At 58.6% G+C, this 23,313-nt stretch carries 22 protein-coding genes; 12 read left to right on the top strand and 10 right to left on the bottom strand.

All coding sequences use genetic code 11. From position 1 onward, the window contains the following. The first annotated feature begins 170 nt into the window (after positions 1–170). From C8265_RS04575 to C8265_RS04605, 7 genes are all read left to right on the top strand, one after another. Positions 171–1,163, top strand: a complete 993-nt coding sequence (locus tag C8265_RS04575; protein WP_108482796.1) for a BMP family lipoprotein — start codon at positions 171–173, stop codon at positions 1,161–1,163. A gap of 6 nt (positions 1,164–1,169) precedes the next feature. Continuing rightward, entirely contained in the window at positions 1,170–2,789 is a 1,620-nt protein-coding gene (locus tag C8265_RS04580; RefSeq protein WP_108482797.1) for an ABC transporter ATP-binding protein, read from the top strand. Beyond that, entirely contained in the window at positions 2,786–3,889 is a 1,104-nt protein-coding gene (locus C8265_RS04585; protein WP_108482798.1) for an ABC transporter permease, read from the top strand. Before C8265_RS04580 ends, C8265_RS04585 begins: the two co-directional genes overlap by 4 nt. Then, the gene (locus tag C8265_RS04590) at positions 3,889–4,854 is read left to right on the top strand and encodes an ABC transporter permease (RefSeq protein WP_108482799.1); all 966 of its coding nucleotides are present in this window, start codon (positions 3,889–3,891) and stop codon (positions 4,852–4,854) included. Before C8265_RS04585 ends, C8265_RS04590 begins: the two co-directional genes overlap by 1 nt. Next, positions 4,838–5,644 (top strand): purine-nucleoside phosphorylase, encoded by an 807-nt coding sequence (locus C8265_RS04595; RefSeq protein WP_108482800.1) that lies wholly within the window; start codon positions 4,838–4,840, stop codon positions 5,642–5,644. The genes C8265_RS04590 and C8265_RS04595 overlap by 17 nt, the downstream gene beginning before the upstream one ends. Before the next feature lie 80 nt (positions 5,645–5,724). Continuing rightward, a complete protein-coding gene (locus tag C8265_RS04600; protein WP_108482801.1) occupies positions 5,725–6,639 on the top strand; it encodes a sulfite exporter TauE/SafE family protein in 915 nt (304 codons plus the stop codon). Continuing rightward, positions 6,639–7,394 (top strand): TIGR02186 family protein, encoded by a 756-nt coding sequence (locus C8265_RS04605; RefSeq protein ID WP_108482802.1) that lies wholly within the window; start codon positions 6,639–6,641, stop codon positions 7,392–7,394. Before C8265_RS04600 ends, C8265_RS04605 begins: the two co-directional genes overlap by 1 nt. Here the strand turns inward: C8265_RS04605 and C8265_RS04610 are convergent. The 6 genes from C8265_RS04610 to C8265_RS04635 form a co-directional block, all read right to left on the bottom strand. Then, the gene (locus tag C8265_RS04610) at positions 7,391–8,923 is read right to left on the bottom strand and encodes an ATP-dependent DNA helicase (RefSeq protein ID WP_108482984.1); all 1,533 of its coding nucleotides are present in this window, start codon (positions 8,921–8,923) and stop codon (positions 7,391–7,393) included. The genes C8265_RS04605 and C8265_RS04610 overlap by 4 nt on opposite strands. Positions 8,924–8,965: 42 nt before the next feature. Further along, positions 8,966–9,595: an acyl-homoserine-lactone synthase gene (locus C8265_RS04615; protein WP_108482803.1), complete on the bottom strand. Its 630-nt coding sequence runs from the start codon at positions 9,593–9,595 to the stop codon at positions 8,966–8,968. 100 nt (positions 9,596–9,695) lie between these two features. Beyond that, entirely contained in the window at positions 9,696–10,367 is a 672-nt protein-coding gene (locus C8265_RS04620) for a helix-turn-helix transcriptional regulator (RefSeq protein ID WP_240610977.1), read from the bottom strand. Next, entirely contained in the window at positions 10,354–10,569 is a 216-nt protein-coding gene (locus tag C8265_RS04625) for a hypothetical protein (protein ID WP_108482805.1), read from the bottom strand. Before C8265_RS04625 ends, C8265_RS04620 begins: the two co-directional genes overlap by 14 nt. A gap of 177 nt (positions 10,570–10,746) precedes the next feature. Beyond that, entirely contained in the window at positions 10,747–12,039 is a 1,293-nt protein-coding gene (gene ccrA, locus C8265_RS04630; protein ID WP_108482806.1) for a crotonyl-CoA carboxylase/reductase, read from the bottom strand. Between the two features lie 117 nt (positions 12,040–12,156). After that, a complete protein-coding gene (locus C8265_RS04635) occupies positions 12,157–13,536 on the bottom strand; it encodes a 1-acyl-sn-glycerol-3-phosphate acyltransferase (protein ID WP_108482807.1) in 1,380 nt (459 codons plus the stop codon). A 140-nt stretch (positions 13,537–13,676) separates the two neighbouring features. Between C8265_RS04635 and hemN the strand changes: the two genes are divergently transcribed. Continuing rightward, positions 13,677–15,029 carry an oxygen-independent coproporphyrinogen III oxidase gene (gene hemN / locus C8265_RS04640; RefSeq protein ID WP_108482808.1) on the top strand — a complete coding sequence of 451 codons (1,353 nt, stop codon included), beginning with the start codon at positions 13,677–13,679 and terminating at the stop codon, positions 15,027–15,029. 93 nt (positions 15,030–15,122) lie between these two features. Here the strand turns inward: hemN and C8265_RS04645 are convergent, their stop codons facing one another. Together C8265_RS04645 and C8265_RS04650 are read right to left on the bottom strand one after the other, a co-directional pair. Next, positions 15,123–16,337 (bottom strand): pyridoxal-phosphate-dependent aminotransferase family protein, encoded by a 1,215-nt coding sequence (locus C8265_RS04645; RefSeq protein ID WP_108482809.1) that lies wholly within the window; start codon positions 16,335–16,337, stop codon positions 15,123–15,125. A gap of 72 nt (positions 16,338–16,409) precedes the next feature. After that, positions 16,410–17,105, bottom strand: a complete 696-nt coding sequence (locus C8265_RS04650) for a hypothetical protein (protein WP_108482810.1) — start codon at positions 17,103–17,105, stop codon at positions 16,410–16,412. Between the two features lie 135 nt (positions 17,106–17,240). Between C8265_RS04650 and C8265_RS04655 the strand changes: the two genes are divergently transcribed. Further along, positions 17,241–19,001 (top strand): ABC transporter ATP-binding protein, encoded by a 1,761-nt coding sequence (locus C8265_RS04655; protein WP_108482811.1) that lies wholly within the window; start codon positions 17,241–17,243, stop codon positions 18,999–19,001. On the opposite strand, the gene C8265_RS04660 is transcribed toward C8265_RS04655, so the two are convergent. Then, positions 18,998–19,681, bottom strand: coding sequence for a glycosyltransferase (locus C8265_RS04660; RefSeq protein WP_108482812.1), 684 nt, complete (start codon positions 19,679–19,681; stop codon positions 18,998–19,000). The two genes, C8265_RS04655 and C8265_RS04660, sit on opposite strands and share 4 nt — an antisense overlap. A 60-nt stretch (positions 19,682–19,741) precedes the next feature. Between C8265_RS04660 and ygfZ the strand changes: the two genes are divergently transcribed. Next, positions 19,742–20,500 carry a CAF17-like 4Fe-4S cluster assembly/insertion protein YgfZ gene (gene ygfZ / locus C8265_RS04665; protein ID WP_108482813.1) on the top strand — a complete coding sequence of 253 codons (759 nt, stop codon included), beginning with the start codon at positions 19,742–19,744 and terminating at the stop codon, positions 20,498–20,500. Between the two features lie 228 nt (positions 20,501–20,728). After that, positions 20,729–22,030 (top strand): calcium-binding protein, encoded by a 1,302-nt coding sequence (locus tag C8265_RS04670; protein WP_108482814.1) that lies wholly within the window; start codon positions 20,729–20,731, stop codon positions 22,028–22,030. A gap of 66 nt (positions 22,031–22,096) precedes the next feature. Here the strand turns inward: C8265_RS04670 and efp are convergent, their stop codons facing one another. After that, entirely contained in the window at positions 22,097–22,660 is a 564-nt protein-coding gene (gene efp, locus C8265_RS04675) for an elongation factor P (RefSeq protein WP_108482815.1), read from the bottom strand. Between the two features lie 210 nt (positions 22,661–22,870). On the opposite strand from efp, the gene C8265_RS04680 reads away from it, so the two are divergent. Continuing rightward, on the top strand, positions 22,871–23,188 hold the full coding sequence (locus C8265_RS04680) for a DUF6280 family protein (protein ID WP_108482816.1): 318 nt from the start codon (positions 22,871–22,873) through the stop codon (positions 23,186–23,188). Positions 23,189–23,313: the final 125 nt, after the last annotated feature.

The raw sequence follows: 23,313 nt of genomic DNA on the forward strand, positions 1-23,313 counted from the left end.
CTTCTGTGATTTTCTGCCAAACGTCGCCCTGTGCGCCTGCCAAACCCAAAAAGCTATTGACCCTCTTGGGTCCCTGCGGCCTTATTCACCTGTGATCCCTTTGAGGATCGAAAAGATATCAAAGGCAGCGGGGCCAATCCCGCGCCGTGAATAAACCTTGGGAGACGACAATGACCCTCATGCAGAAATTTCTTGGTGCGACGGCTGGTCTGGCACTGTCGGCAGGCGCGGCCCTGGCCGAGCCGGGCCTGATCATCGATCTGGGCGGCAAGTTTGACAAATCGTTCAACGAATCCGCTTACAACGGCGCACAGAACTGGGTTGAAACAACCGGCGGCGAATACATGGAAACCGAGCTGGCCTCGGAAGCGCAGCGCGAGCAGACCATGCGCCGCATGGCCGAACGTGGCGCCAACCCGATTGTCGTTCTGGGCTTTGCCAATGCCTCGACCCTGGAAAAAATCGCGCCCGATTATCCCGATGTCAGCTTTGCCATCATCGATATGGTCGTGGATCAGCCCAACGTGCAATCCATCGTGTTCAGCGAACATGAGGGATCGTATCTGGTGGGTGTCCTGGCCGCCATGGCCAGCAAAACCGGCGCCGTGTCATTTGTGGGTGGCATGGACGTGCCGCTGATTCGCAAATTTGCCTGTGGCTATGCCCAAGGCGCGAAAGCAGCCAATCCTGAAATCAAAGTAATTCAGAACATGACCGGCACCACGCCGTCGGCCTGGAACGACCCGGTAAAGGGCGGCGAATTGACCAAGGCGCAGATCTCGCAAGGGTCTGACGTGGTTTATGCCGCGGCGGGCGGCACCGGTGTGGGCGTTTTGCAAACCGCCAAGGACGAAGGCATTCTGTCAATCGGTGTGGACAGCAACCAGAACTATCTCCACCCCGGTTCGGTTCTCACCTCGATGACGAAACGGGTGGATAACGCGGTTCAGACCGTGTTCACCGCTGGCGCCGACGGGTTCACCCCCGGCATCACCGTCATGTCATTGGAAAACGACGGCGTTGGATATGCCATGGATGAGCATAACGAGGAGTTGATCACCGAAGATATGATCGCCGCCGTCGAAGATGCGAAGGCAAAGATTTTGTCCGGTGAGATTACCGTGCACGATTACACCTCTGACGACAGCTGCCCGGTGCAGTAAGCCGGTATGGTATCTGATACAGACATGGGGCGGCCTGATCGGGCCGCCCCCGCGATTGAACTCAAAGGTATTTCCAAATCCTTTGGGCCGGTTCAGGCGAACAAGGACATTTCGATTCGCGTCATGCCCGGAACGATCCATGGGATCATCGGTGAAAACGGCGCGGGCAAATCCACCCTGATGAGCATCCTTTACGGGTTCTACAAGGCCGATGCCGGTGAGATTTTCATCGCCGGGCGCAAAACCGCGATTCCCGACAGTCAGGCGGCGATTGCCGCCGGCATCGGGATGGTTTTTCAACATTTCAAATTGGTTGAAAACTTTACAGTTCTGGAAAATGTGGTTCTGGGCGCGGAATCGGGCGCGTTTTTGAAACCCAGCCTGGCCAAGGCGCGCGAATTGCTGACGCAGCTGGCCGCCGAATATGAACTGAACGTCGATCCCGATGCGTTGATTCAGGATCTTGGCGTGGGGATGCAACAGCGTGTCGAAATCCTCAAGGCGCTGTATCGTCAGGCCGATATTCTGATTCTGGATGAACCCACCGGCGTGCTGACCCCGGCCGAGGCGGACCATCTGTTTCGCATTCTCGAAGGGCTGCGCGCCCAAGGCAAAACCATCATCCTGATCACCCACAAACTGCGCGAAATCATGGAGGTGACCGACACGGTTTCGGTCATGCGGCGCGGTGAAATGACCGCGACGGTGAAAACCGCACAAACATCGCCAGAACAATTGGCCGAGCTGATGGTGGGCCGTAAGGTATTGTTGCAGGTCGATAAAACCGCCGCCACGCCAAAAGATACCGTGCTGTCGGTTGAGAACCTTAAGGTTGTCGATAGTAAGGGCGTGACCCGGTTGAAGGGCGTATCGCTGAATGTGCGCGCCGGTGAAATTCTGGGCATTGCCGGGGTGGCGGGCAATGGCCAATCTGAATTGCTTGAGGTGCTGGGCGGTATTCGCGCCGGCACCGGGCGGATCACCCTGAACGGTGAAGAAATCGATTTGACCGGCGACGCGTCAGACGCGCGCACCCGGCGCGCAAGGGGCATCGCCCATGTCCCCGAAGATCGTCACCGCGAGGGGCTGATCCTGGATTTTCACGCTTGGGAAAATGTCGCCTTCGGCTATCATCACGATCCGGTTTATAACAACGGGCTGTTCATGGATAACGACGCCCTGCGCCGCGATACCGAAGCAAAGATCGCCAAATTCGATATCCGCCCCGCCAATTGCTGGCAAACCGCCAAGAATTTTTCCGGCGGCAATCAACAGAAAATCGTCATCGCCCGCGAGTTGGAGCGTAATCCCGACCTGTTGCTGGTCGGACAGCCCACGCGCGGTGTTGATATTGGCGCGATCGAGTTTATTCACCAACAAATCGTCGCCCTGCGCGATGCGGGCAAGGCGGTGCTGTTGGTGTCGGTTGAACTGGATGAAATCATGTCACTGTCTGACAGAATCGCGGTGATGTTTGACGGCCAAATCATGGGCGAACGCCTGCCCTCGGAAACCAACGAACGCGAATTGGGCCTGATGATGGCAGGCATCACCGATACCGCGCGCGATGTTTCCGTTGAGGAAGTCGCCGCGAATCTGGCCAAAACCGACGGAGCCACCCCATGAGCCTGCCAAAATGGGCCGATGTCGTCCTTATTCCGCTGATCAACCTGTTTCTGGCGCTGTTTGTGTCAGGCCTGGTCGTGTTGTTGATTGGGGAAAATCCGATCAATGCGATGAAAATCATGGTGAATGGCGCGGTCGGGTCGACCTATGGCTGGGGCTATACCCTGTTTTACGCCACGAATTTCATCTTTACCGGGCTGGCCGTGGCGGTGGCGTTTCACGCGCGGCTGTTCAACATCGGCGGTGAGGGGCAGGCGCAATTGGGCGCATTGGGCGTGGCATTGGTGTGCCTTGCCCTGCCCTGGCCCCATTGGACGCTGGCGCTGCCTTTTGCAATTCTCGGTGGCGCAATCTTTGGTGCCGGTTGGGCGGCGATTCCGGCCTATCTGCAGGCCAAGCGCGGCAGCCATATTGTGATCACCACGATCATGTTCAATTTTATCGCCTCGGCGCTGTTGGTTTATCTTCTGGTGGGTGCGTTAAAGGCCCCCGGCATGGCCCCCGAAAGCGCGCGCTTTCCCGAAGGCACGTTCCTGCCCAGTGCGCGGGATGTGTTTGGAATGATTGGCATAAAATTCGCCCGCTCACCGCTGAACGTGTCGTTCATTGTTGGGCTGATCGCCTGCTTCATGGTTTGGCTGCTGTTGTGGCGCACCCGGTTGGGCTATGAAATTCGCGCCTATGGCCACAGCGAACCGGCGGCGATTTATGCCGGAATTTCGCCGTTCAAAATCATCATGGTTACCATGCTGATTTCTGGCGCGTTGGCGGGCCTTATGGCGGTGAACGCGGTTCAGGGTGAACAACAGCGCCTGTTGCAAGACAACGTGTTGGGCGCCGGGTTTGTCGGCATCGCCGTGGCCCTGATGGGGCGCAGTCATCCGGTGGGCGTGTTGATCGCGGCGATCCTGTTTGGCGCGCTGTATCAGGGCGGCGCCGAGTTGGAGTTTGAAACCAGCGTGCCGCGCGAAATGATTCTGGTGATTCAGGCGTTGGTGATCCTGTTTACCGGCGCGCTTGATAATATGGTGCGCGGCCCGGTCGAGGGCGCGTTCCTGCACTTTGGGCGGCGCAAACCCAAATTGAAGGCGGCGGAATAATGGATCTGAACACACTTATCCAAATCCTGGATTCCACGATTCGTCTGGCCACGCCATTGTTGTTGGCCTGTCTGGCCGGGCTGTTCAGCGAACGCGCCGGGGTGTTTGACATCGGGCTTGAGGCGAAAATGCTGGTCGCGGCGTTTTTCTCGGCGGCCGTGGCGGCGCTGACCGGATCGGTCTGGTTGGGGTTGTTGGCGGGCATCGCCGCATCGCTGATCTTTGCACTGATCCATGGGATCGCGTCGATCACGTTTCGCGGCGATCAGTTGATTTCAGGCGTCGCGCTGAATTTCCTTGCCTCGGGCATGACGGTGTTGATCGCGCGCGATTGGTTCAATCAAGGCGGTCGCACCCCCGCCCTGATTGATGGCGGGCGGTTTCAACCGGTGGAGCTGCCCTTTGCCGAAGCATTGCAGGGCGTGCCGGTTCTTGGCCCGGTCTATAACGAATTGTTATCGGGCCACACGATTTTAACCTATGTCGCCTTCGCGATGGTGCCGCTGACCTGGTACATTCTGTTTCGCACCCGGTTCGGCCTGCGGTTGCGCGCGGTGGGGGAAAACCCCGCGGCGGTGGATACGGCAGGGGTTTCGGTTGTGCGCCTGCGCTACTCCGCCGTGCTGATCGCCGGGGTTTTATGCGGGATTGCGGGGGCTTATCTGGCCACCGGGCTGGCCGCCGGATTTGTCAAAGACATGACCGCCGGGCGCGGGTTTATCGCCCTGGCCGCCCTGATTTTTGCCAAATGGCGGCCTTGGTATGCCATGGGCGCGTGTCTTTTGTTTGGTCTGCTTGATGCCATCGGCAACCGCTATCAATCGATCGAACTGTTGGGCATCGCGGTGCCGGGCCAATTCATGCAGGCCCTGCCCTATATCCTGACCGTTGTTATTTTGGCCGGATTTGTGGGCAAGGCCATTCCACCACGGGCCGGGGGGGCCGCTTATGTCAAGGAACGCTGACGATCTGGTACGGTTCATTCAGGATCGCGCGGGCGATGCGCCGGTCAAATACGGCCTGATCCTGGGGTCGGGGTTGGGTCATTTGGCCGACGCGGTGGATGGGGTGTCGATTGATTACGCCAAACTGACCGGTTTTCCCCATGCGGGGGTGTCGGGCCACAATCCCAAACTGGTGATTGGCACATTGGAAGGTGTGCGCGTGGCCGTGTTCGGCGGGCGGGCGCATTATTATGAAACCGGGCGCGGCGATGCCATGCGCCTGCCGCTTGAGGTGCTGAAAGGGTTGGGCGGCGAGGCGTTGATCGCCACCAATGCCGCCGGATCCCTGCGGCCCGACATGCCCACAGGCAGTTTGATGTGCCTGACCGATCATATCAATTTTTCGGGCCTGAACCCGCTGATCGGCGAACAGTCCGATGCGCGGTTTGTGCCAATGAAAGATGCCTATGACCCGGCACTCCGCGCCGCCCTTTTATCGGCAGCACAGGCCAGCGATGTCGATCTGGCACAAGGGGTCTATGCCTGGTATTCCGGCCCGTCCTTTGAAACGCCTGCTGAAATTCGTGCGATCAAACTGTTAGGCGCGGATGCCGTGGGCATGTCCACCGTGCCCGAAGTGATCCTGGCGCGGTTTCTGGGGCTAAAGGCGGCGGCCATTTCCACGATCACCAACATGGCCGCCGGCATGAGCGATGAGGCCATCAGCCACGAACACACAAAAGCGATGGCGCCTTTGGGGGCTGCGAAGTTGGACAAGGTGCTGCGCCGGTTTCTGCAAACGCAGACTTAGGCCAACTGGACCTAAAGAAACCGCAGTTTGGATCGAAGTGGGGCGTTGCGTCATACGGCCCTTGGGGGCTATGAGGACACATGCAAGTCTATCTTCCTATTGCCGAGGTTTCGGTCAACGCCTTCCTGTTGCTAGGCTTGGGCGGAATTGTCGGCATTCTTTCGGGCATGTTCGGTGTTGGCGGCGGCTTCTTGATGACGCCGCTTCTGTTTTTCATCGGCATTCCGCCCGCTGTCGCCGTAGCCACCGAAGCCAATCAGATTGTCGCGTCATCGTTTTCCGGCGTTCTGGCGCATTTGAAACGAAAGACGGTCGATCTTCGAATGGGGGTCGTATTGTTGATCGGCGGGTTGGTCGGTGCGGCGCTTGGCGTGCAGATCTTCAATTTTCTCAGGGCGTTGGGCCAGGTCGATCTGTTGGTCAAGCTGTGCTATGTGCTGTTTCTGGGGATCATCGGATCATTGATGTTCGTTGAATCGCTGAATGCGATCCGCAATACCCGCAAGGGCAAGCCACCGGCGCGCAAACGGCACAACTGGATTCACAATCTGCCGTTCAAGATGAAATTCCGCACCTCGGGCCTGTATATTTCAGTGATTCCACCGGTGATCGTGGGCGTTCTGGTGGGCATTCTGGCCGCGATCATGGGGGTTGGCGGCGGGTTCATCATGGTGCCGGCGATGATTTATCTGCTGGGCATGCCAACCAAAGTGGTGGTGGGCACATCGCTGTTTCAGATCATTTTCGTCACCGCCTTCACTACCATGCTGCACGCGACCACCAACTTTACCGTTGATATCGTGTTGGCGGTGCTGCTGTTGATCGGCGGGGTCGTCGGCGCGCAGATCGGCGCCCGGATTGGCGTGAAACTGAAAGCCGAACAATTGCGGATTCTGCTGGCGGCGATGGTTTTGCTGGTCTGTGGCAAACTGGCGTTTGATTTGCTGGTACAGCCGTCTGAATTGTATTCGATTGGCGCAGAGGGGGGCCACTGATGCTGCGCATTCTCTTGTTGCTGGTCGCCCTGACCACCCCCGCCCAATCCGAGGAAGTCGTCGCCGGGCTGTCACAGAACACCATCTCGATCAGTACAAATTTTGATGGTTCTGAGATTTTGATTTTTGGCGCGGTGAAACGCGAGCAACAAATCGACCGTGACAGCGATTTGGGCGTGATTGTCACCGTTGCAGGCCCACGCCAATCGCTGACCGTACGGCGCAAGGATAAATGGGCGATCATCTGGGTGAACCAGGATTCGCTTGAGGTGCAAAGCGCGCCTTCGTTTTATGCCATTGCCACCAGCGCGCCGTTTTCGGACATGATTTCGGACGAGGCCGATCAGCAGCATCTGATTTCGGTTGATCGCGCGATTTCGGCCGGCGTTGCGTCGGAAGGGGTGATCGACAAGGATAATTTCACCGAAGCGTTGATTCGTATCCGCAGCAAGGCGAACCTGTATCAAATGAATGAAAGCAGCGTGGCGTTGCGCGCTGATACGTTGTTCAACACCTCAATCGCCCTGCCCGCCAATCTGGTGGCGGGCAATTACACCGTGCGCTTCCTGCTGACCCGTGATCAGCAGGTCGTCAGCCAATATGAAACCGCAATTTTCGTGAACAAGGTTGGGCTTGAACGGTTCTTGTATTCGCTCGCCCATGAACAGCCGATCTGGTATGGTCTGATGTCTTTGGCCATTGCCATTGCCGCCGGTTGGGGCGCGGCGGCTGTGTTCCGCTATATCCGCAGCTAAAGTTCGGCCTCGCCGTCCAGAACCAGAGGCGCGGCAGGCTGTGCCAGATCGTCAATGCCCAAAGGCGTGGTGGGGCGCGCCAATCGGTTGCGCACCACCCAAAAAAGCCGCTCTTCCGCGCGGGTGATTGCCACATAGGCCAGGCGTTTCCACAGGGCGATTCCCGCTTCGGTGCGGTTGGTCCAGGCGGCAGCGCTGATATCGGGGGCAAACACCTGAACATCGCGCCACTGGCTGCCCTGGGCCTTGTGAATGGTCACTGCCGCGCCGTGCAAAAATGTGGCGCCCATGCGCGCGGCAAAAGGAATGAACGGTTCTTCCTCATCGGGCATTTCGATTTTCACGATGCTGGCGGCGCTGACCTGCGGCTCCTCTGCGCCAATCACATGCAGGCGCGAAAACCCCGGTTTGCGCCCCTGCCCCAGAAAAATCACCTGCGCGCCTTTGATCAGGCCGCGCGCCTCAAGATCGATTCGTTTCTTGCGATGCTTCAGCGGCAATTCCAACCCGTCACAAATCAACGGCTCACCGGGCAACAGCGCATCGGCGGGGGCGCCATAGGCGGCACGAAAAGCATGGATCAGGCGGATTCGCGTCACGTTGCGCCATACAAGCACCGGCGAGCGGGCCATTTTTTCGGCCTCAACCCGGCCTGCCACCACCACGCGGGGGTCGGACGCGGCGGCGTCATGCACCATCCGGTCAAACTCATCATAGGTCAGGTTTTGATCGCCCAGCGCATGGGCCAAATCCAGAATCGGATTGCCCAGATCCTGCCGGTGAATCCGGTTCAGCGTTAATTTGCGCGGGCCGTCCAGTTTTTCAAACACCATTGCGCCCGATTGGTTCACCGGCGCCAACTGGGCCGGATCTCCAAACAGCAATAGCGTTGGGAAAATCTCTTGCAGATCGTCAAATTGGCGTGGGTCCAACATCGAGCTTTCATCAACCAGGCCAATATCCAACGGCTCTTCGCGGCGTTTCCATCCGGTGATGAAATCACTGCCGCGCAGCCCTGCCGCCGCAAGCGCGCCGGGCACGGATTTGTTGTTTTGATAAAACGCCAAGGCCCGGTCCAGCGCCAGATCGGTCAGCCCTTCGATCACCGGGCGTTCGCCATTTCCGGCCAACCATTCGGCGACCTTTTCATATTCCGGGTCATAGACCGGCGTGTATAGAATCCGGTGAATCGTGGTGGCGGGCACGCCGCGGTTGCGCAATACGCTGGCGGCCTTGTTGGTGGGGGCAAGAATGGCCAGCGTGCGGCGGTCTTTCTTTTTGCGCGATTCGTAATCGCCCGACACGATGTCGACGCCCGCATCGGCCAAGGCCTGATAAAGCCGCGCCAGCAACAGGGTTTTGCCCGATCCGGCCTTGCCCACCACCGCCATGACGGCTGATTTATCCTCAACCATGGGGTTCAGGGTGTCATTCGTTAAATCAACACCTGCGCCGCGCAGCATGTCGGTGATGCGATCAAAGGCTTCGGCCTGATCTTGTGAAAAGGTAAGAGTGGGGGCGGTTGTCATGGGCGCGACCATAGGCGCGCCCAGCCCGATTGCCCAGACGGATCATGCCGCCAAAACCAATTTCCCACCGCCAAAGGCGCGCCTGTACCAATGGTTTGAAACCTCGGCGCTCAGCCCGGCCTTTTGCAACAGCGGCGCGCGCAAATCAGGGGTAAAGGCCCACAGCCCGGCGCAAATCGCCGCCCGCCCGGCGCCATCCTGCCCCAGAACGGCAGGCGGCCAGCCCAAGCGCCCGTAAACCCGCAACATCCGCGCGTCAAACACCCCAACCGCATGGGACAGGCCCAGGTTCAACCCCACCTCAAGCCCGCCCAGCATCAACGCCGCCGAAACGTTGGGCGCGCCGCCGGGGGCCAGACAAAACCGCGTACATTCCCAGATCTGGCTATGCCGGATCGGTTTTGGCCCGACCAGATAGGCAAAATGTTCTTCGATCATGGTGCGGCCCATGGTCGGCAAGTACCGCAGACTGCCGCCATGGGTGCCATCGGGGCGTTCCCAAATCACATAGAGCGGGTTCAAAGGATCATATTGATCGCGCTCAAACCCGTTTTCATCAACCTGAATATCCCATTTCAGCCGGGTATGAAATTGCGCCGCGCGATCGGCAAACATGCTGTCGCGCAATCGCGGGTAACGGTTCAGGGCATCGCCAAACAAATATCGGATCACTGGTCTTTCCTTCTGCAATCAAGTGCAGGGAAAGATGTGGACCAGCTGTGGTTAACCCGCGCTCAGCAGTGCGCGCGGTGGGTAACGGTTTGATAACGCCTCAGACCACCAACAGACCATAGGCCAGGGCGCGGGCAACAGCGTGGGTTGTATTGGTCGCACCCAGTTTGAACCGCGCGCTTTCGATGTAAACCCGCAAGGTGTGTTCAGAGATGGCCAGTGTATCTGCCGCCTGAGCGCGGTTCAGCCCCGTGGCCAACAGGGTCAGCGCATCAATTTCGCGCGGCGACAGTTTCTGCACCTCGACCCGGTCAGTGCCGCGTTCGATTTCCAACGCCTTCTGGTTGATGAAATGTGCCAGCAGGATCAGATCGGCCAGATGTTCATCGCGGTAGGTTTGCCAATCCTTGTCATTGGCGCGGTGATTGATGCTGAACAGGGCAAATTGCCCGCTGGGGCCGCGAATCGGGATGGAATAGCCTTGGTTGCCAAGCCCGTTTTCGCCCGCCTCACCCAGAAACTGACGTGCGGCCTTTGGCGTCCAATCCAGTTTTTTCCAATCCACCGGATGAAAGCGGCGGTAACAGCCCAACACGACCGGATCAAGACGCGCGTAATCCTGGGCAATATATTGATCAACCCAGCCCTGATCATAGGTCAGCGCAGCGTATTGTTCACCGGTCGAGTTGACCGAGTGATAGACCAGATGATCGACCTCGAACTGGTCGCGGATTTCGAATATTGCGGCGTTCAGCCCTTTAAAACTTGTCACCGACGCCAGTCGTTCGATGAACCATTCGCGATTTCGACGCATGCGCACCAATCAGGGCCGGAGCCCGCCTATGTATCGACGCGATCTCGTGGGCGGCGACAAGCGCAGTTTCATCCAACTGTGCTGCCAACGCGCCAAGATCATTGCTGGCGGCAAATTTTTTAAGGTCTGCCAGAACGTCGAGTATCCAGTCGTTTGCCATGTTCGACTCTCCTGCGCATTTATTAACGAACCGTTAATACAACCCTAGCATGTAACAAGGATGTGTGAATATTCACGAAAATCAACTCCCCAGAAATAGCGAGGGGGTGATTTTCAGGTCCTTGAAACCAAAAGGCCCCCACAAGGGGGGCCAGTGATTCGCCACAATGGGGCGGGCTTAGCGGCCTTTGGCAGCTTCGATTGTATCGTCAAAGGTGCGCAGCCCGGTGCGGGGCGATTGCACCAGCACCGCCATATTGCCCGGCTTGTGTTCATTTTGCAGCATTTTCATATGCGCATCGGGCATCTGATCCCAGGTGAATACCTCGGACATGCAAGGATCAAGCCGCCGTTCCAACATCAACTTGTTCGCGGCCGAGGCCTGTTTCAGATGGGCAAAATGGCTGCCCTGCACCCGTTTTTGATGCATCCACAGATACCGCGCATCCAAAGTCAGGTTGAAACCGCTGGTGCCGGCACAAATCACCACCATGCCGCCCTTTTTCACCACGAACGTGGACACCGGGAACGTCGCCTCGCCCGGATGTTCGAACACCATATCGACATTCACGCCCTTGCCGGTGATATCCCAGATCGCCTTGCCGAATTTGCGGGTTTCGGCAAACCATTCCTTGTATTCGGGGCTGTTTACCTTGGGCATTTGCCCCCAACAGTTGAAATCCTTGCGGTTCAACACGCCCTTGGCCCCCAACGACATGACAAATTCGCGCTTGTCCTCATCGGAAATCACGCCAATCGCATTGGCCCCGGCGGTGTTGATCAACTGAATCGCATAAGACCCCAAACCGCCCGACGCGCCCCAGACCAGCACGTTCTGACCCGGCTTCAGATCATGGGGTTCATGGCCAAACAGCATCCGGTATGCGGTGGCCAGCGTCAGGGTATAACAGGCCGATTCCTCCCATGTCAGGTGTTGTGGGCGTGGCATCAACTGCTGCGCCTGCACGGTGGTGAATTGCGAAAAGCTGCCATCGGGGGTTTCATAGCCCCAAATCCGCTGACTGGGCGAATACATCGGATCGCCGCCGTTGCATTCTTCGTCGTCGCCGTCATCCTGGTTGCAGTGAATCACAACCTCATCGCCGACTTTCCAACGCTTCACCTTGTCGCCCACGGCCCACACGATGCCCGCCGCGTCAGACCCGGCAATATGATAGTCTGCCTTGTGCACATCGAACGGTGAAATCGGTACGCCCAAGCCGGCCCACACGCCGTTGTAATTCACCCCGGCGGCCATCACCAACACGCATACTTCGTGGCTGTCGGGTTTTTTCACATCGACCACTTCGGCCTGAAATGATTTGTCCGGCGCGCCGTGACGTTCGCGGCGGATGGCCCAGGCATGCATTTGCGCCGGAACATGGCCCAAGGGGGGGATTTCACCCATTTCATATAAATCTTTGGTTTCGGCCTCATAGGTCAAAGGCGCGGTATTTGTATCCAAAGCCATCACAGGCCACCTCCGGGGTTCTGTTTCGTGCCGCAGCGCAGAATTGCGGCGGCGGATAAAGATGGATTATCCGCCTATCCGCAACATTACAACCCGGTGAGGTTTGATTTTGTAATTTTATGTCTCTTTAGATTTGGAAAGTTGCAAATCTTCCTGCACTGCGGCATTGGCGCGAAAATGATGCGCGATCGATGCGCCGTAAAATGCGATCACCGGCTCTTGCCCCGGCATTACAGACACAAACCCGTTATCGCACCGCACCAGGCCGCGCCGCACCAACACGGCAAGCGCGGCTGGCACATCGGACAGGCACATCACCTCGGGCATCTTGGCCAGACATGCGCAGAGCGCGGCATTTTCACGTTCCAACCGGTCGGGCGTGACCGGCCCTTGGGCCCCTTGCAGCACGGTACACACCAATGGCACGGGCAATACCGGCACCGCATGGTGCAACCGCAACATCAACGCCTTGGTGATGGCGGCCACATCCGTGGCATCGGGCACATCGCGCAAAGACAGCGGCGCGCCAAAGGCCACCGCCACATGCCCGAACCGGTGTTCGCGCCCGATCAGGCGCGCCCCGATCCAACCCAGAATCCGTGACCCATTGCGCAGAACCGATCCGCGAAACCGCCGCTTGCCCAATTCACCCGCGCGCAACAACAGGCGGTCTTCCAACACCCGGTCATAATTGAACGCCACCGGCACGAATGTGACATCGCGTTTGGCCCCGGCGATGATATAGCTCAAGAGCCCCATTTTTACCGGTCCGGGGCGGCCATCCAACGACAACCGGCCTTCGGGAAACATCGCCTGTGTCACCCCTGCCTCGGTGGCCATTTGCACATAGCGGGCCAAAACCGTGCGATACAGCGCCGAATGCGAATGGCGGCGAATGAAATACGCGCCCATCGCCCGGATAAGCCCCGAAAGAGGCCAGACGCGCGCCCATTCCCCCACCGCATATGACAACGCAGCACGGGGGCTGACCAACCAGGTCAACAAAACATAATCCATGTTCGAACGATGGTTCACCACAAACACCACGGTCGATTGCGGGTCGATCCCGCGCAGCATGTTTTCACCGCCCTGTTCCAGCTGCACATCATACAGGCTGTTTGACAGCCAGCGCGCCGCGCGGCTGGCAAATCCGAAATACGCCGTGGCACTGAAACTCGGTACGATTTCGCGCGCGTATTTCTGCGCCAGCGCAAAAGCCGCATCTTCGCGCAATCCGGTGGCGCGGGCATGGTCGGCCACGGCACGCGTCACTTCGGGGTCGTAAATCAGCCGCAGAATGGTGTCGTGGCGCCGGGCAAGTTTGAAGGGCTGGATCGGTACATGCAAACGGGTGTTCAACTGCGCGACAACCCGCTCCATCCGGGCGCGCAGGAACCAGCGCACGGTGGGATTCAAAAAATGGGTGGCAAAGGTAACCGCCGCAAACAGCAGGATCAGCACCAACAACCAAACCGGAAGGGTAACGTCGGAAAACATGCGCAACGCTTGCACGGATACCCGCCCCCGTAAATGGCGATGCACCGCGGCAAATCGGTAGGTCCACGAAAAATTGCGCCAAGACGTTTCTGTTTGCGCTAGATCAACGTCACGCCCCGAACCAGCGGCGATAAGGGGCCATGGAAACGATTGATCTCAGAGCCCTCGGGCTGTTCGATGCGCGCGTGCCGCGCTATACCAGCTATCCGCCTGCCACGGTGTTTTCGCGCGACACAGGTGTCGCGCAACAGGCCGAATGGCTGGCGCAACTGAACCCGGACATTCCGGTATCGGTTTATGTTCACATCCCGTTTTGCGAACGGCTGTGCTGGTTTTGCGCCTGCCGCACCCAGGGCACCACATCCCTTGCACCGGTGGAACGGTATCTTGCCACCCTTCTGACCGAACTGGAACTGTTGCGCCCGCTGTTGCCCAAAGGGCTGCGTATGGGGCGGCTGCATTGGGGTGGCGGAACCCCCACGATCCTGCCGCCGGATATGATTCGCACCCTGACCCGGGCGGTGATGGATGTATTCCCCCCAACCAAAGATCTGGAATTTTCGGTGGAAATCGACCCGACATTGGTGGATCAGGCGAAAATCGATATGTTGGCCGAACAGGGAATGAACCGCGCCAGCATCGGGATTCAGGATTTCGATCCGTCGGTTCAGGCCGCCATTGGCCGTGAACAAAGCTTTGACACAACCCAAGCCTGCGTAAACATGTTGCGCGCGGCGGGTGTGGCCTCGTTGAATGCTGATCTGGTCTATGGGCTGCCCCATCAAACCCCCGCCCGGTTTGAGGCGACGCTGAATCAGGTGCTCGGCCTGCGCCCCGATCGCGTGGCGCTGTTTGGATATGCCCATGTGCCGCATATGGCAAAACGCCAGACGCTTATTCCCACCGATTCGCTTCCGGGGGATGTGGCGCGGTATGAGTTGGCCTGTCAGGCCGCCGAACGGTTTGTCGCTGATGGATTTGATGCCATCGGGATTGATCATTTCGCGCGCCCGTCCGACACACTTGCCCGGGCCCGCCACAGCGGCCATTTGCGCCGTAACTTTCAGGGGTATACGAACGACACCTGCCCAACGCTGATCGGTCTTGGTGCCTCGTCGATTTCGCAATTTCCCCAAGGGTTCCTGCAAAACGCCGCCGCGACGCCGGCCTATACTGACCGGATTACCGCCGGACAGCTGGCGGCCCACCGGGGCCACACCCACACCGCCGATGACAAACTGCGCGCCCGGGTGATCGAGATGATCATGTGTGATTTTCGCATTGACCTGCCCCGCCTTGAACGCGAATTCGGCGCGGTGGTCGAAACTTTGGCCAAAGACCACGACAAATTATTTGAAACCTACGGCGTTGTGCTGACGCGCGACGCAGACAGCATCACCATCCGCCCCGAGGGCCGGCCGCTGACCCGGTTGCTGGCGCGGGTCTATGATGCCCATGATGGGGTACAGGCGATCTATTCACAGGCATCCTAGGGGCCAAAACCGCCGATTTTAACGGTCAGAAGCAAGGAAAAACGCGACTCTGCGCTTTTTCTTGCTTCAAATATCCGCGCCGCAGGCCGCGCGTCAGCGCGACTTCGCCGCTGCAGCACATACCGTGCTGGCCGCGTCCAATGCGCCTTTGCCATGGGGGATGCCCAGCGCTTTCAGCCCGGCATCGATACTGGACAACATGCCCAACACCATATGCGCATTGACATGGCCCATATGACCCACCCGGAAAAACCCTGCTGTGCCACGATCATTGGCCTCAACCATGCCCAATCCGATGCCCAGGGTGACACCGGCATTTGCAATGGTCCAATCCCGCAGTTGATCGCCATAGGGCGCGCCAATGCGCAGGGATGTCACCGCGTGACTGCGCAGCGCGCGATCTTTGATATTCAACTCCAACGGGCCATCCCTGCCCCAGGTTTCAAACGCGGCCCAGATGGCGCGCGCCAGGGTCGCGTGCCGGTCCAGTACGTTTTCAAACCCTTCCTCGCCAATCATATCAAGCGATGCGCGCAGGCCATACAGATGATGGGTCGGAGCCGTGCCATCGAAATAGCGCCACAGCGCGCCCGGCTCTTCAAAGCCACGCGGGCGCCAATCCCAATAGTGGCTGACGCGCTTCACGGTTTCGCGCACACGATCCGCCTTGTCGTTGAAAAACACAAACCCCAGGCCGGGTGGCACCATCAGCCCCTTTTGACAGGCCGCCACCATCACATCGACGCCCCACTCATCCATGCGAAAATCATCGCAGGCCAGGCTGGCGATGCAATCGACCATCAACAATGCCGGATGGCCCGCGTCATCCATGGTGGTGCGCAGGGCGGCAATATCACTGCGTACCGAGGTTGAGGTATCGACCTGCACCGCCATCACCGCCTTGATCCGGTGATCGGTATCGGCGGCCAGTGCCTCGGCGACCTGCGCCATGTCGATGGGCGCGCGTTTGCCGTAATCGATGATGTCACACTCGGCGCCCAGGCTGCTGGCAACCTCGCTCCAGCCATAGGCGAACCGCCCGGTGGCCAGAACCAGAACCCGGTCGCCCGGTGACACGACGTTGGACAGGGCCGCCTCCCAGGCGCCGTGCCCGTTGCTGATATAGATGGCGCATTGGGCCGTGGTGCGGGCGATGGCCTTCAGGTCGGCGACGATGCCGGGCATCATTTCGACCAGTTCGCCCTCGTAAATGTTGGGCGCGGCGCGGTGCATCGCGTTCAGCACCCGGTCAGGCATGACCGATGGGCCGGGAATGGCAAGGTAATGGCGTCCGTTGGCAAGGGTCATGGGCGGCTCCTGATGATTGGACGCAGAATTAGGGTGCCAATGCGCGGCGGTCAATCTCTGCTGTGCGGGCATTCACGCAACAGTGGACCAAAACCAGATCAGGCTCAGGAATGCACCGATATTCAGCACCCGCAGCACCCGCCAAACCGCCGTATCCGGGGCATCGGGGCGGGGCCGATAATACAGTGGCCCACCGGCCCCCACCGCCAAAAGCACCGCCAGATACAGGGCCTGCGCGCGCAATCCCCCTGTTGATCCGGCAATCGCGTTCAGACACACCACCGCCACCACGCCCCCAAACACCGGATGCGCCCAATGCATCCAGCCAAAACCACCGTCCTGCCGAAAATTCCCCAAGCGTGTGAACTGCGCATCAAGCGTGGAATGGGTGGGTTTGGCCATCACCATCATCACCAGGCCAAAAATCAAACCCGCAGCCATCCACACCCGGATGGCGCGATCATCCATGCCCGGTTGTGCATTCAGCGCATACATATAGACGCCAAAATAAACCGCGTTGCTGATCCCGATGCTCCACCGTTGCGGGTTGGCCCACAGCCCGGGGCGCAACCCGATCCTGTCACCAGTGATCAACCCCGCGCCGCTGGCCGCCAGAACTGCCAGGGCGGTGCACAGCACGGCATCGTCAGGCCGCCCGTCAAAAATGCAAAACCCATAGGTAAAGATCGCCAAAAGGCCGGTCATCGCCATCGCCACCCGGGCGGGATGGCGGCTGGCATAGGGGGCGATGGATACGGTTTGCGACATCGGGCATCTTTGACAGCAGACATGACGCCCCTGATATACCCGCCCAGGTTTCAACAGGAACCCCAAACCACAACCAGCACTCTTTCATCTTGAGGGCCAAGCCGCTAGCTACGCAGCAATCAAAGGATTGCGCCCATGCCAAAACTTCGCAACAGCCAAGCGTCACGCGCCCTGATGGGCCGGTTGTGGCATGAATACGTGGCCCGCCATTGGCCCACCATCGCGCTGGCGCTGACCCTGATGGTGATCGAAGGCTCTACCGTTGGATTGCTCAGCTATATGTTGCAGCCGATGTTTGATCTGGTGTTCGTCGATGGCAATGTTCAGGCGATGTGGTGGGTTGGCTTTGCCATTCTGGCGCTGTTTCTGGTGCGCGCCTTTACCGGCGTGTTTCAACGGGTGTTGATGGTCAAGGTCGCGCAACTGTCCAGCACGGCCATGCAGGTGGATCTGTTGGGCCATATGATGACGCTCGACACCCCCTATTTTCAAAACAATTCCCCCGGCGCCCTGATCGAACGGGTGCAGGGCGACACCCTGGCGGTGCAAAACGTCTGGCAGGTGCTGATTCAGGGGGTGGGCCGTGATATTGTGGCGCTGACATCGCTGTTCATGGTGGCGCTTTGGGTGGATTGGGTTTGGACAGTGACCGCGCTGATCGGCGTGCCGCTGTTGATCCTGCCCTCGGTTGCGCTGCAACGCTATGTGCGGCGCAAAACCGGGCAGATGCGCGATGCGGCCACCAACCGCTCTACCCGGCTCGACGAGATTTTTCATGGGATCCGCGAGGTGAAATTGAACGGGATGGAGGCCTATCAACTGGGCCGGTTCCGCCGGGTGGTCGATGACATCGTCACCGTGAACGTGAAAACCACCGCCGGGCAATCCATGTTGCCCGGTCTGATCGATATCATGACCGGCGTTGGTTTTTTTGGCGTGCTGATCCTGGGCGGGCGCGAAATTATCGAAGGCGACAAGACGGTGGGCGAATTCATGTCGTTTTTCACCGCGATGGCCTTGGCCTTCCAACCCTTGCGCCGGCTTGGATCACTGGCCGGGATTTTCCAGATCGCCGCCGCGTCGTTAGAGCGGTTATATGCGATTTTTGATATGCGGCCCGGCATCACATCGCCTGCGGCACCCGCCACCGTGGCCGCCGCACAGGCCGATGTCGTGCTGCGCGATGTCAACTTTTCCTATGACGACACGCTGGTTTTGAACGGGCTGAGTTTCACCGCACCCGCAGGCAAGACCACCGCATTGGTCGGTGCATCGGGGGCCGGAAAAAGCACCGTTTTTAATGTGTTGACACGTCTGATCGAGCCGCAATCAGGCCAGGTGTGTCTGGGCGACGTGCCGGTTGGCGCACTGAACCTGGCCACATTGCGCGGGCTGTTTTCAACGGTAACACAGGATGCGCTGTTGTTTGATGAAACCTTGCGTGAAAACATCCTTTTGGGGCGCACGGATGTGGATGAGGCCCGGTTGGCAGAGGTATTGGATGCGGCCCATGTCGCCGATTTTCTGCCAAACCTGCCCCAAGGGTTGGACAGCCCCGCAGGGCCGCGGGGATCAAACCTTTCGGGGGGGCAACGGCAACGGGTGGCAATTGCCCGCGCCCTGTTGCGCGACACGCCGATCCTGTTGCTGGATGAGGCAACATCGGCCCTTGATGCCCAATCCGAAGCGGTGATTCAAGGCGCGCTGGAGCGGTTGAGCCAGGGGCGCACCACCTTGGTGATCGCCCATCGTCTGGCCACCATTCGCAACGCCGATCTGATCGTGGTGATGGATCGTGGCCAAGTGGTGGAACAGGGCAGCCATGATGAATTGCTGGCCCAGGGCGGCGTTTATGCCCGGCTGCACCGGCTTCAGTTTGACAAGAAACACAGTTAGGGTTTGCGATAATCCTGCGCCAATCTTTCCGGCGATACCCCGGCGAGATAACGACACAATGTCAATAGGTTGCGCGCGCCCCGGCGTACCCAACCGCCGGTTTCGTACCGTTCGGCACTGGTATGGATTGGGGCGTTCAACCCGCGCAATCGCCCCCGCAGCGCCCGCGCCAGCGCCACATCCTCCATCAACGGCTGGGGTGGCACGCCGCCCACTTCGTGCAATGTCGCCCGCGCAACCAACAGCCCCTGATCGCCATACGGCAGCCCAAGGCGCGAGCGCAGATTGGCCCAGCCCGCCACAAGACGCGGCGCCACACCCTGCGCCCGGAATGACAGGTGAAACCACCCCGCCGCCTGCGGATGGGCGGCCATATGTGCCTCGGCCGCCTCAACCCACCCTGCCCCCGGCCATGAATCGGCATGCAGGATCAACACCCAAGGCGTTTGCGCCGCTGCGACCCCGCTCGCGATCTGGCCACCCCGCCCCGGCGGGCCGGTCACAATCACCGCGCCCAACCGTTCTGCGACAACGACCGTGTCATCGGTTGACCCGCCATCAGACACCACCAGCCCACGGATCAAACCCGCCGCAACACCGGGCATCAGGGCACGCGCACACTCGGCCAATGCGGGCGCGGCATTCAGGGTGGGAATCACGATGGTGAGGGGGGCCGACATATCAAGCCATGGTCATTGCAACTGTCCCTGCCTATATACCGCAAAACGGAGGGCGAATAGATGAGCGATGATCCAAGGCGCATTCTGGCGATTTCGGGCGATGAGGCCCATGATTTTCTGCAAGGGCTGGTCAGCAATGATGTGCCGCGTGATCCCGGCGTGTTGCGATACGCCGCGCTGTTGACGCCGCAGGGTAAATACCTGTGCGATTTCTTCATGTTCGTACAGGAAGGCACGCTGCACATTGATGCCCCCGCCGCCCTGTTTGATGATCTTGCGCGCCGGTTGATGATGTATCGGTTGCGCCGCAAGATTGGCCTGGATGAAATTGACCTGCCTGTTGCCCGTGGCACCGGGCCTGCGCCCGATGGCGCCCTGACGGACCCACGCCATCCGGCCCTTGGCTGGCGCGGCTATGGCCCCGGGTTCAGCAGTGATGACACCGATTACGACGCCCTGCGCGTTGCCCATTGCATTCCCGCCGCCGGGATCGAACTTATTGCGAATGACACCTATCTGCTTGAGGCCGGGTTTGAACGGCTGAATGGCATCGATTTTCGCAAAGGTTGCTATGTGGGTCAGGAGATAAACGCCCGCATGAAACACAAGACCTCGCTGAAAAAGGGTCTGACCACGGTGGCGATCACCGGCGCGGCCCCTGTCGGAACACCAATCACCCGCGAAGGCAAACCCGCAGGCACGTTATTCACCCAATCGGGCGATCGTGCGATTGCCTATCTCAGATTTGATCGCGCCACGGGCGATTTGCACGCCGATCAGGCCACGCTGATCTGGGATGGAGAACCGCCCGCCATCTGACACATTAATCCCCCGGGAATGTGCGAATGAAGTCCAACACCCGCCAAAATTAAGCCTAATTTTCCGATCATTTTATGTGTTGACCACGTCAGTCAAACACCTTCGCAGGCCGCTGTGCTGCAAAGTGACCGATCCGGTTATCAATGATGCACCCCAAGCGGTGATTGGAAAACAAGACGCACCGTTCGCATCGCATTTTGGCGCATTTATAAAGGGCGAGCACTTAAAATGGCGAAAAAAGTAGGCACAGTTCTTAACGATAAAATCTTCGGAACCAACTTCAATGACTTTCTTGTCGGCCTGGACGGCAACGATACGATCTATGGCAAGCACGGAAACGACATTCTGGTTGGCGGCGAAGGCGATGATCACCTGTATGGCGGATCGGGCCATAACACGCTGCACGGTGGCGCTGGCAACGATTACATGACCGCCGGCATGGGCAACGATGTGATGAACGGCGGTGACGGCAATGATCTGATCAAAGCCTCGGGCGGGAACAACCGCGTTTCCGGTGGCCGCGGCGATGACAGAATTTATGCGCTTTCGGGCAATGACACGATTTCCGGTGGCTATGGCGATGATTACATCTCGGCCGGCAACGGCAACAACCGCGTTGCAGGCGGCAGCGGCAATGACACCATGTTTTCTGGTAGTGGGTCAGACAAGATGTACGGCGGATCGGGCCACGATTTCATCAATTCAGGTTCGGGCAATGACATTGTCGCCGGCGGGTCAGGAAACGACACCATATTCGGCGGCAGCGGCGATGACCGGCTTGATGCCGGATCGGGTGACGACAAGGTTTATGGATCTTATGGCAAAGACACCATCAATGGTGGCGGCGGCGACGATGAAATCTATGGCGGCACCAATCACGACCGTATCACCGGTGGCGATGGCAATGATTTCATCGACGGCGGATCAGGCAACGATTGGATCGCTGCGGGCAGCGGCAATGATTTTGTCTATGGCGGTTCTGGTAATGACACGGTTTATGCCGGGTCTGGCAATGACACCGTGAATGGCGGCTATGGAAATGACATCCTGAGCGGCAGCAAGGGCAACGACGTGATCAATGGCGGTCATGGCCACGACAAGATCAACGGCGGGCAGAACAACGATACAATCAACGGCGGAGATGGGAACGACACCATCGACGGCGGCGCAGACCGTGATGTTATTATCGGCGGCCTGGGCAATGACATCCTGGAAGGTGGCCGCGATGCCGACACGTTCGTGTTCTTTGTCAGCGAGGATTATGGCGGAAATTACCGCAGCCATGACACGATCACCGATTTCGATGTCGACGAAGATATCCTGCGCTTTGAATGGGATGGCGGCTGGGAAGGCGACGTGACCATGGACACGATCCTGTCCGAATTCACAGTCTACGAGGCCGATGGCAACACCGTCATCGTCTATGACGCAGGGGCCGATCCGATGGTGTTGGGCAACCTTAGTCAAAGCGTAACGCTGGAAGATATCGAAATTGCGGACCTTACGATCGATCACTTCGAATTCGTCTGACCCAACAGCAATCAAAAACCAGAAAACCCGGCGCTTTGGCCGGGTTTTTTGTGTTTTGCCGATGGATCAGGCGCGTTCGGCGTATTCCATGGTTTCGGTGTTCACGATGATATCTTCATCCTGACCCACGAAGGGCGGCACCATCACCTTGACCCCGTTATCCAGGATAGCAGGCTTGAAACTGTTGGCGGCGGTCTGGCCTTTGACGACCGGTTCGGTTTCAACAACCTTGCAGGTCACCTTTTGCGGCAAGGTCGCATTCAGCGCCTCTTCGTCATAGAATTCGACCAGGATTGTCATGCCATCCTGCAAGAACGGGCGGCGTTCACCCAAAAGATCGGCGGGCAATTCGATTTGTTCGTATGTTTCGGCGTCCATAAACACCAACATGCCATCGGATTCATACAGAAATTGCTGATCTTTCTGCTCAAGACGCACTTTTTCAACCTTATCGGCGGAACGAAACCGTTCATTAAGCTTTGAACCGTTACGAAGATTGCGAAGTTCGACCTGAGCAAAGGCGCCGCCCTTTCCGGGCTTTACATGGTCCACCTTCACGGCTGCCCAAAGGCCGCCGTTATGCTCCAGAACGTTTCCGGGGCGAATTTCGTTTCCGTTAATTTTGGGCATTGAGGCAAAACCATGGCAAAAGGTTGATAGAAAGGTGGGAGGCACTATATCTTGAGTACGGTGTGCTGACAAGGCACCCAATTAGGGAGGAATTGTTCACGCTATGCACTGTACGCATAGGTGCCATTCCAAATGAGAGAGACAGAATCGGTCTGTTAGCGTCCATAAGGGCACCTAAGCCGAAAACACAAGTGCAAGAATGAGGACGGGATGTCAGATTTCGTTGATGGAACAGCTTTTAATCACGAGCAGGGTAACCGGGCGCGCAAACTTTTTGCCGCAGTGGTGTTGGCCGCATTGGATGATGCAATTGCCGACGACAAGAAATATGGCAATGGCCCCGAGCAGATCGCCCGTTGGGCGCGGTCGCGCGACGGGCGCGAAGTGTTGTCATGCGCGGGGATCGACCCGAACGAACGTGTCGTATCGGGCCTGATGGATTTCGTATCCAAGGGTGTACGCACCTCGGTCGCACTATCGCGCGAAGAAAGCGAACGTCGCAACGCCGCGCAAGCAGAAGCCGCCTGATCCCACTGATCCGGTTTGCAATGACGCGCCCAAGTGTGGCGCGTTTTTTGCGGTCTGAGGGGGCGGATTACACCGCTGATCAAAGCATCCAGGACCGAACGATCCCAGACAGGGCAATGAGTGGC

It is taken from the genome of Oceaniglobus ichthyenteri (assembly GCF_003057885.1).
In the GTDB taxonomy this organism is placed as follows: Bacteria; Pseudomonadota; Alphaproteobacteria; order Rhodobacterales; family Rhodobacteraceae; genus Oceaniglobus; species Oceaniglobus ichthyenteri.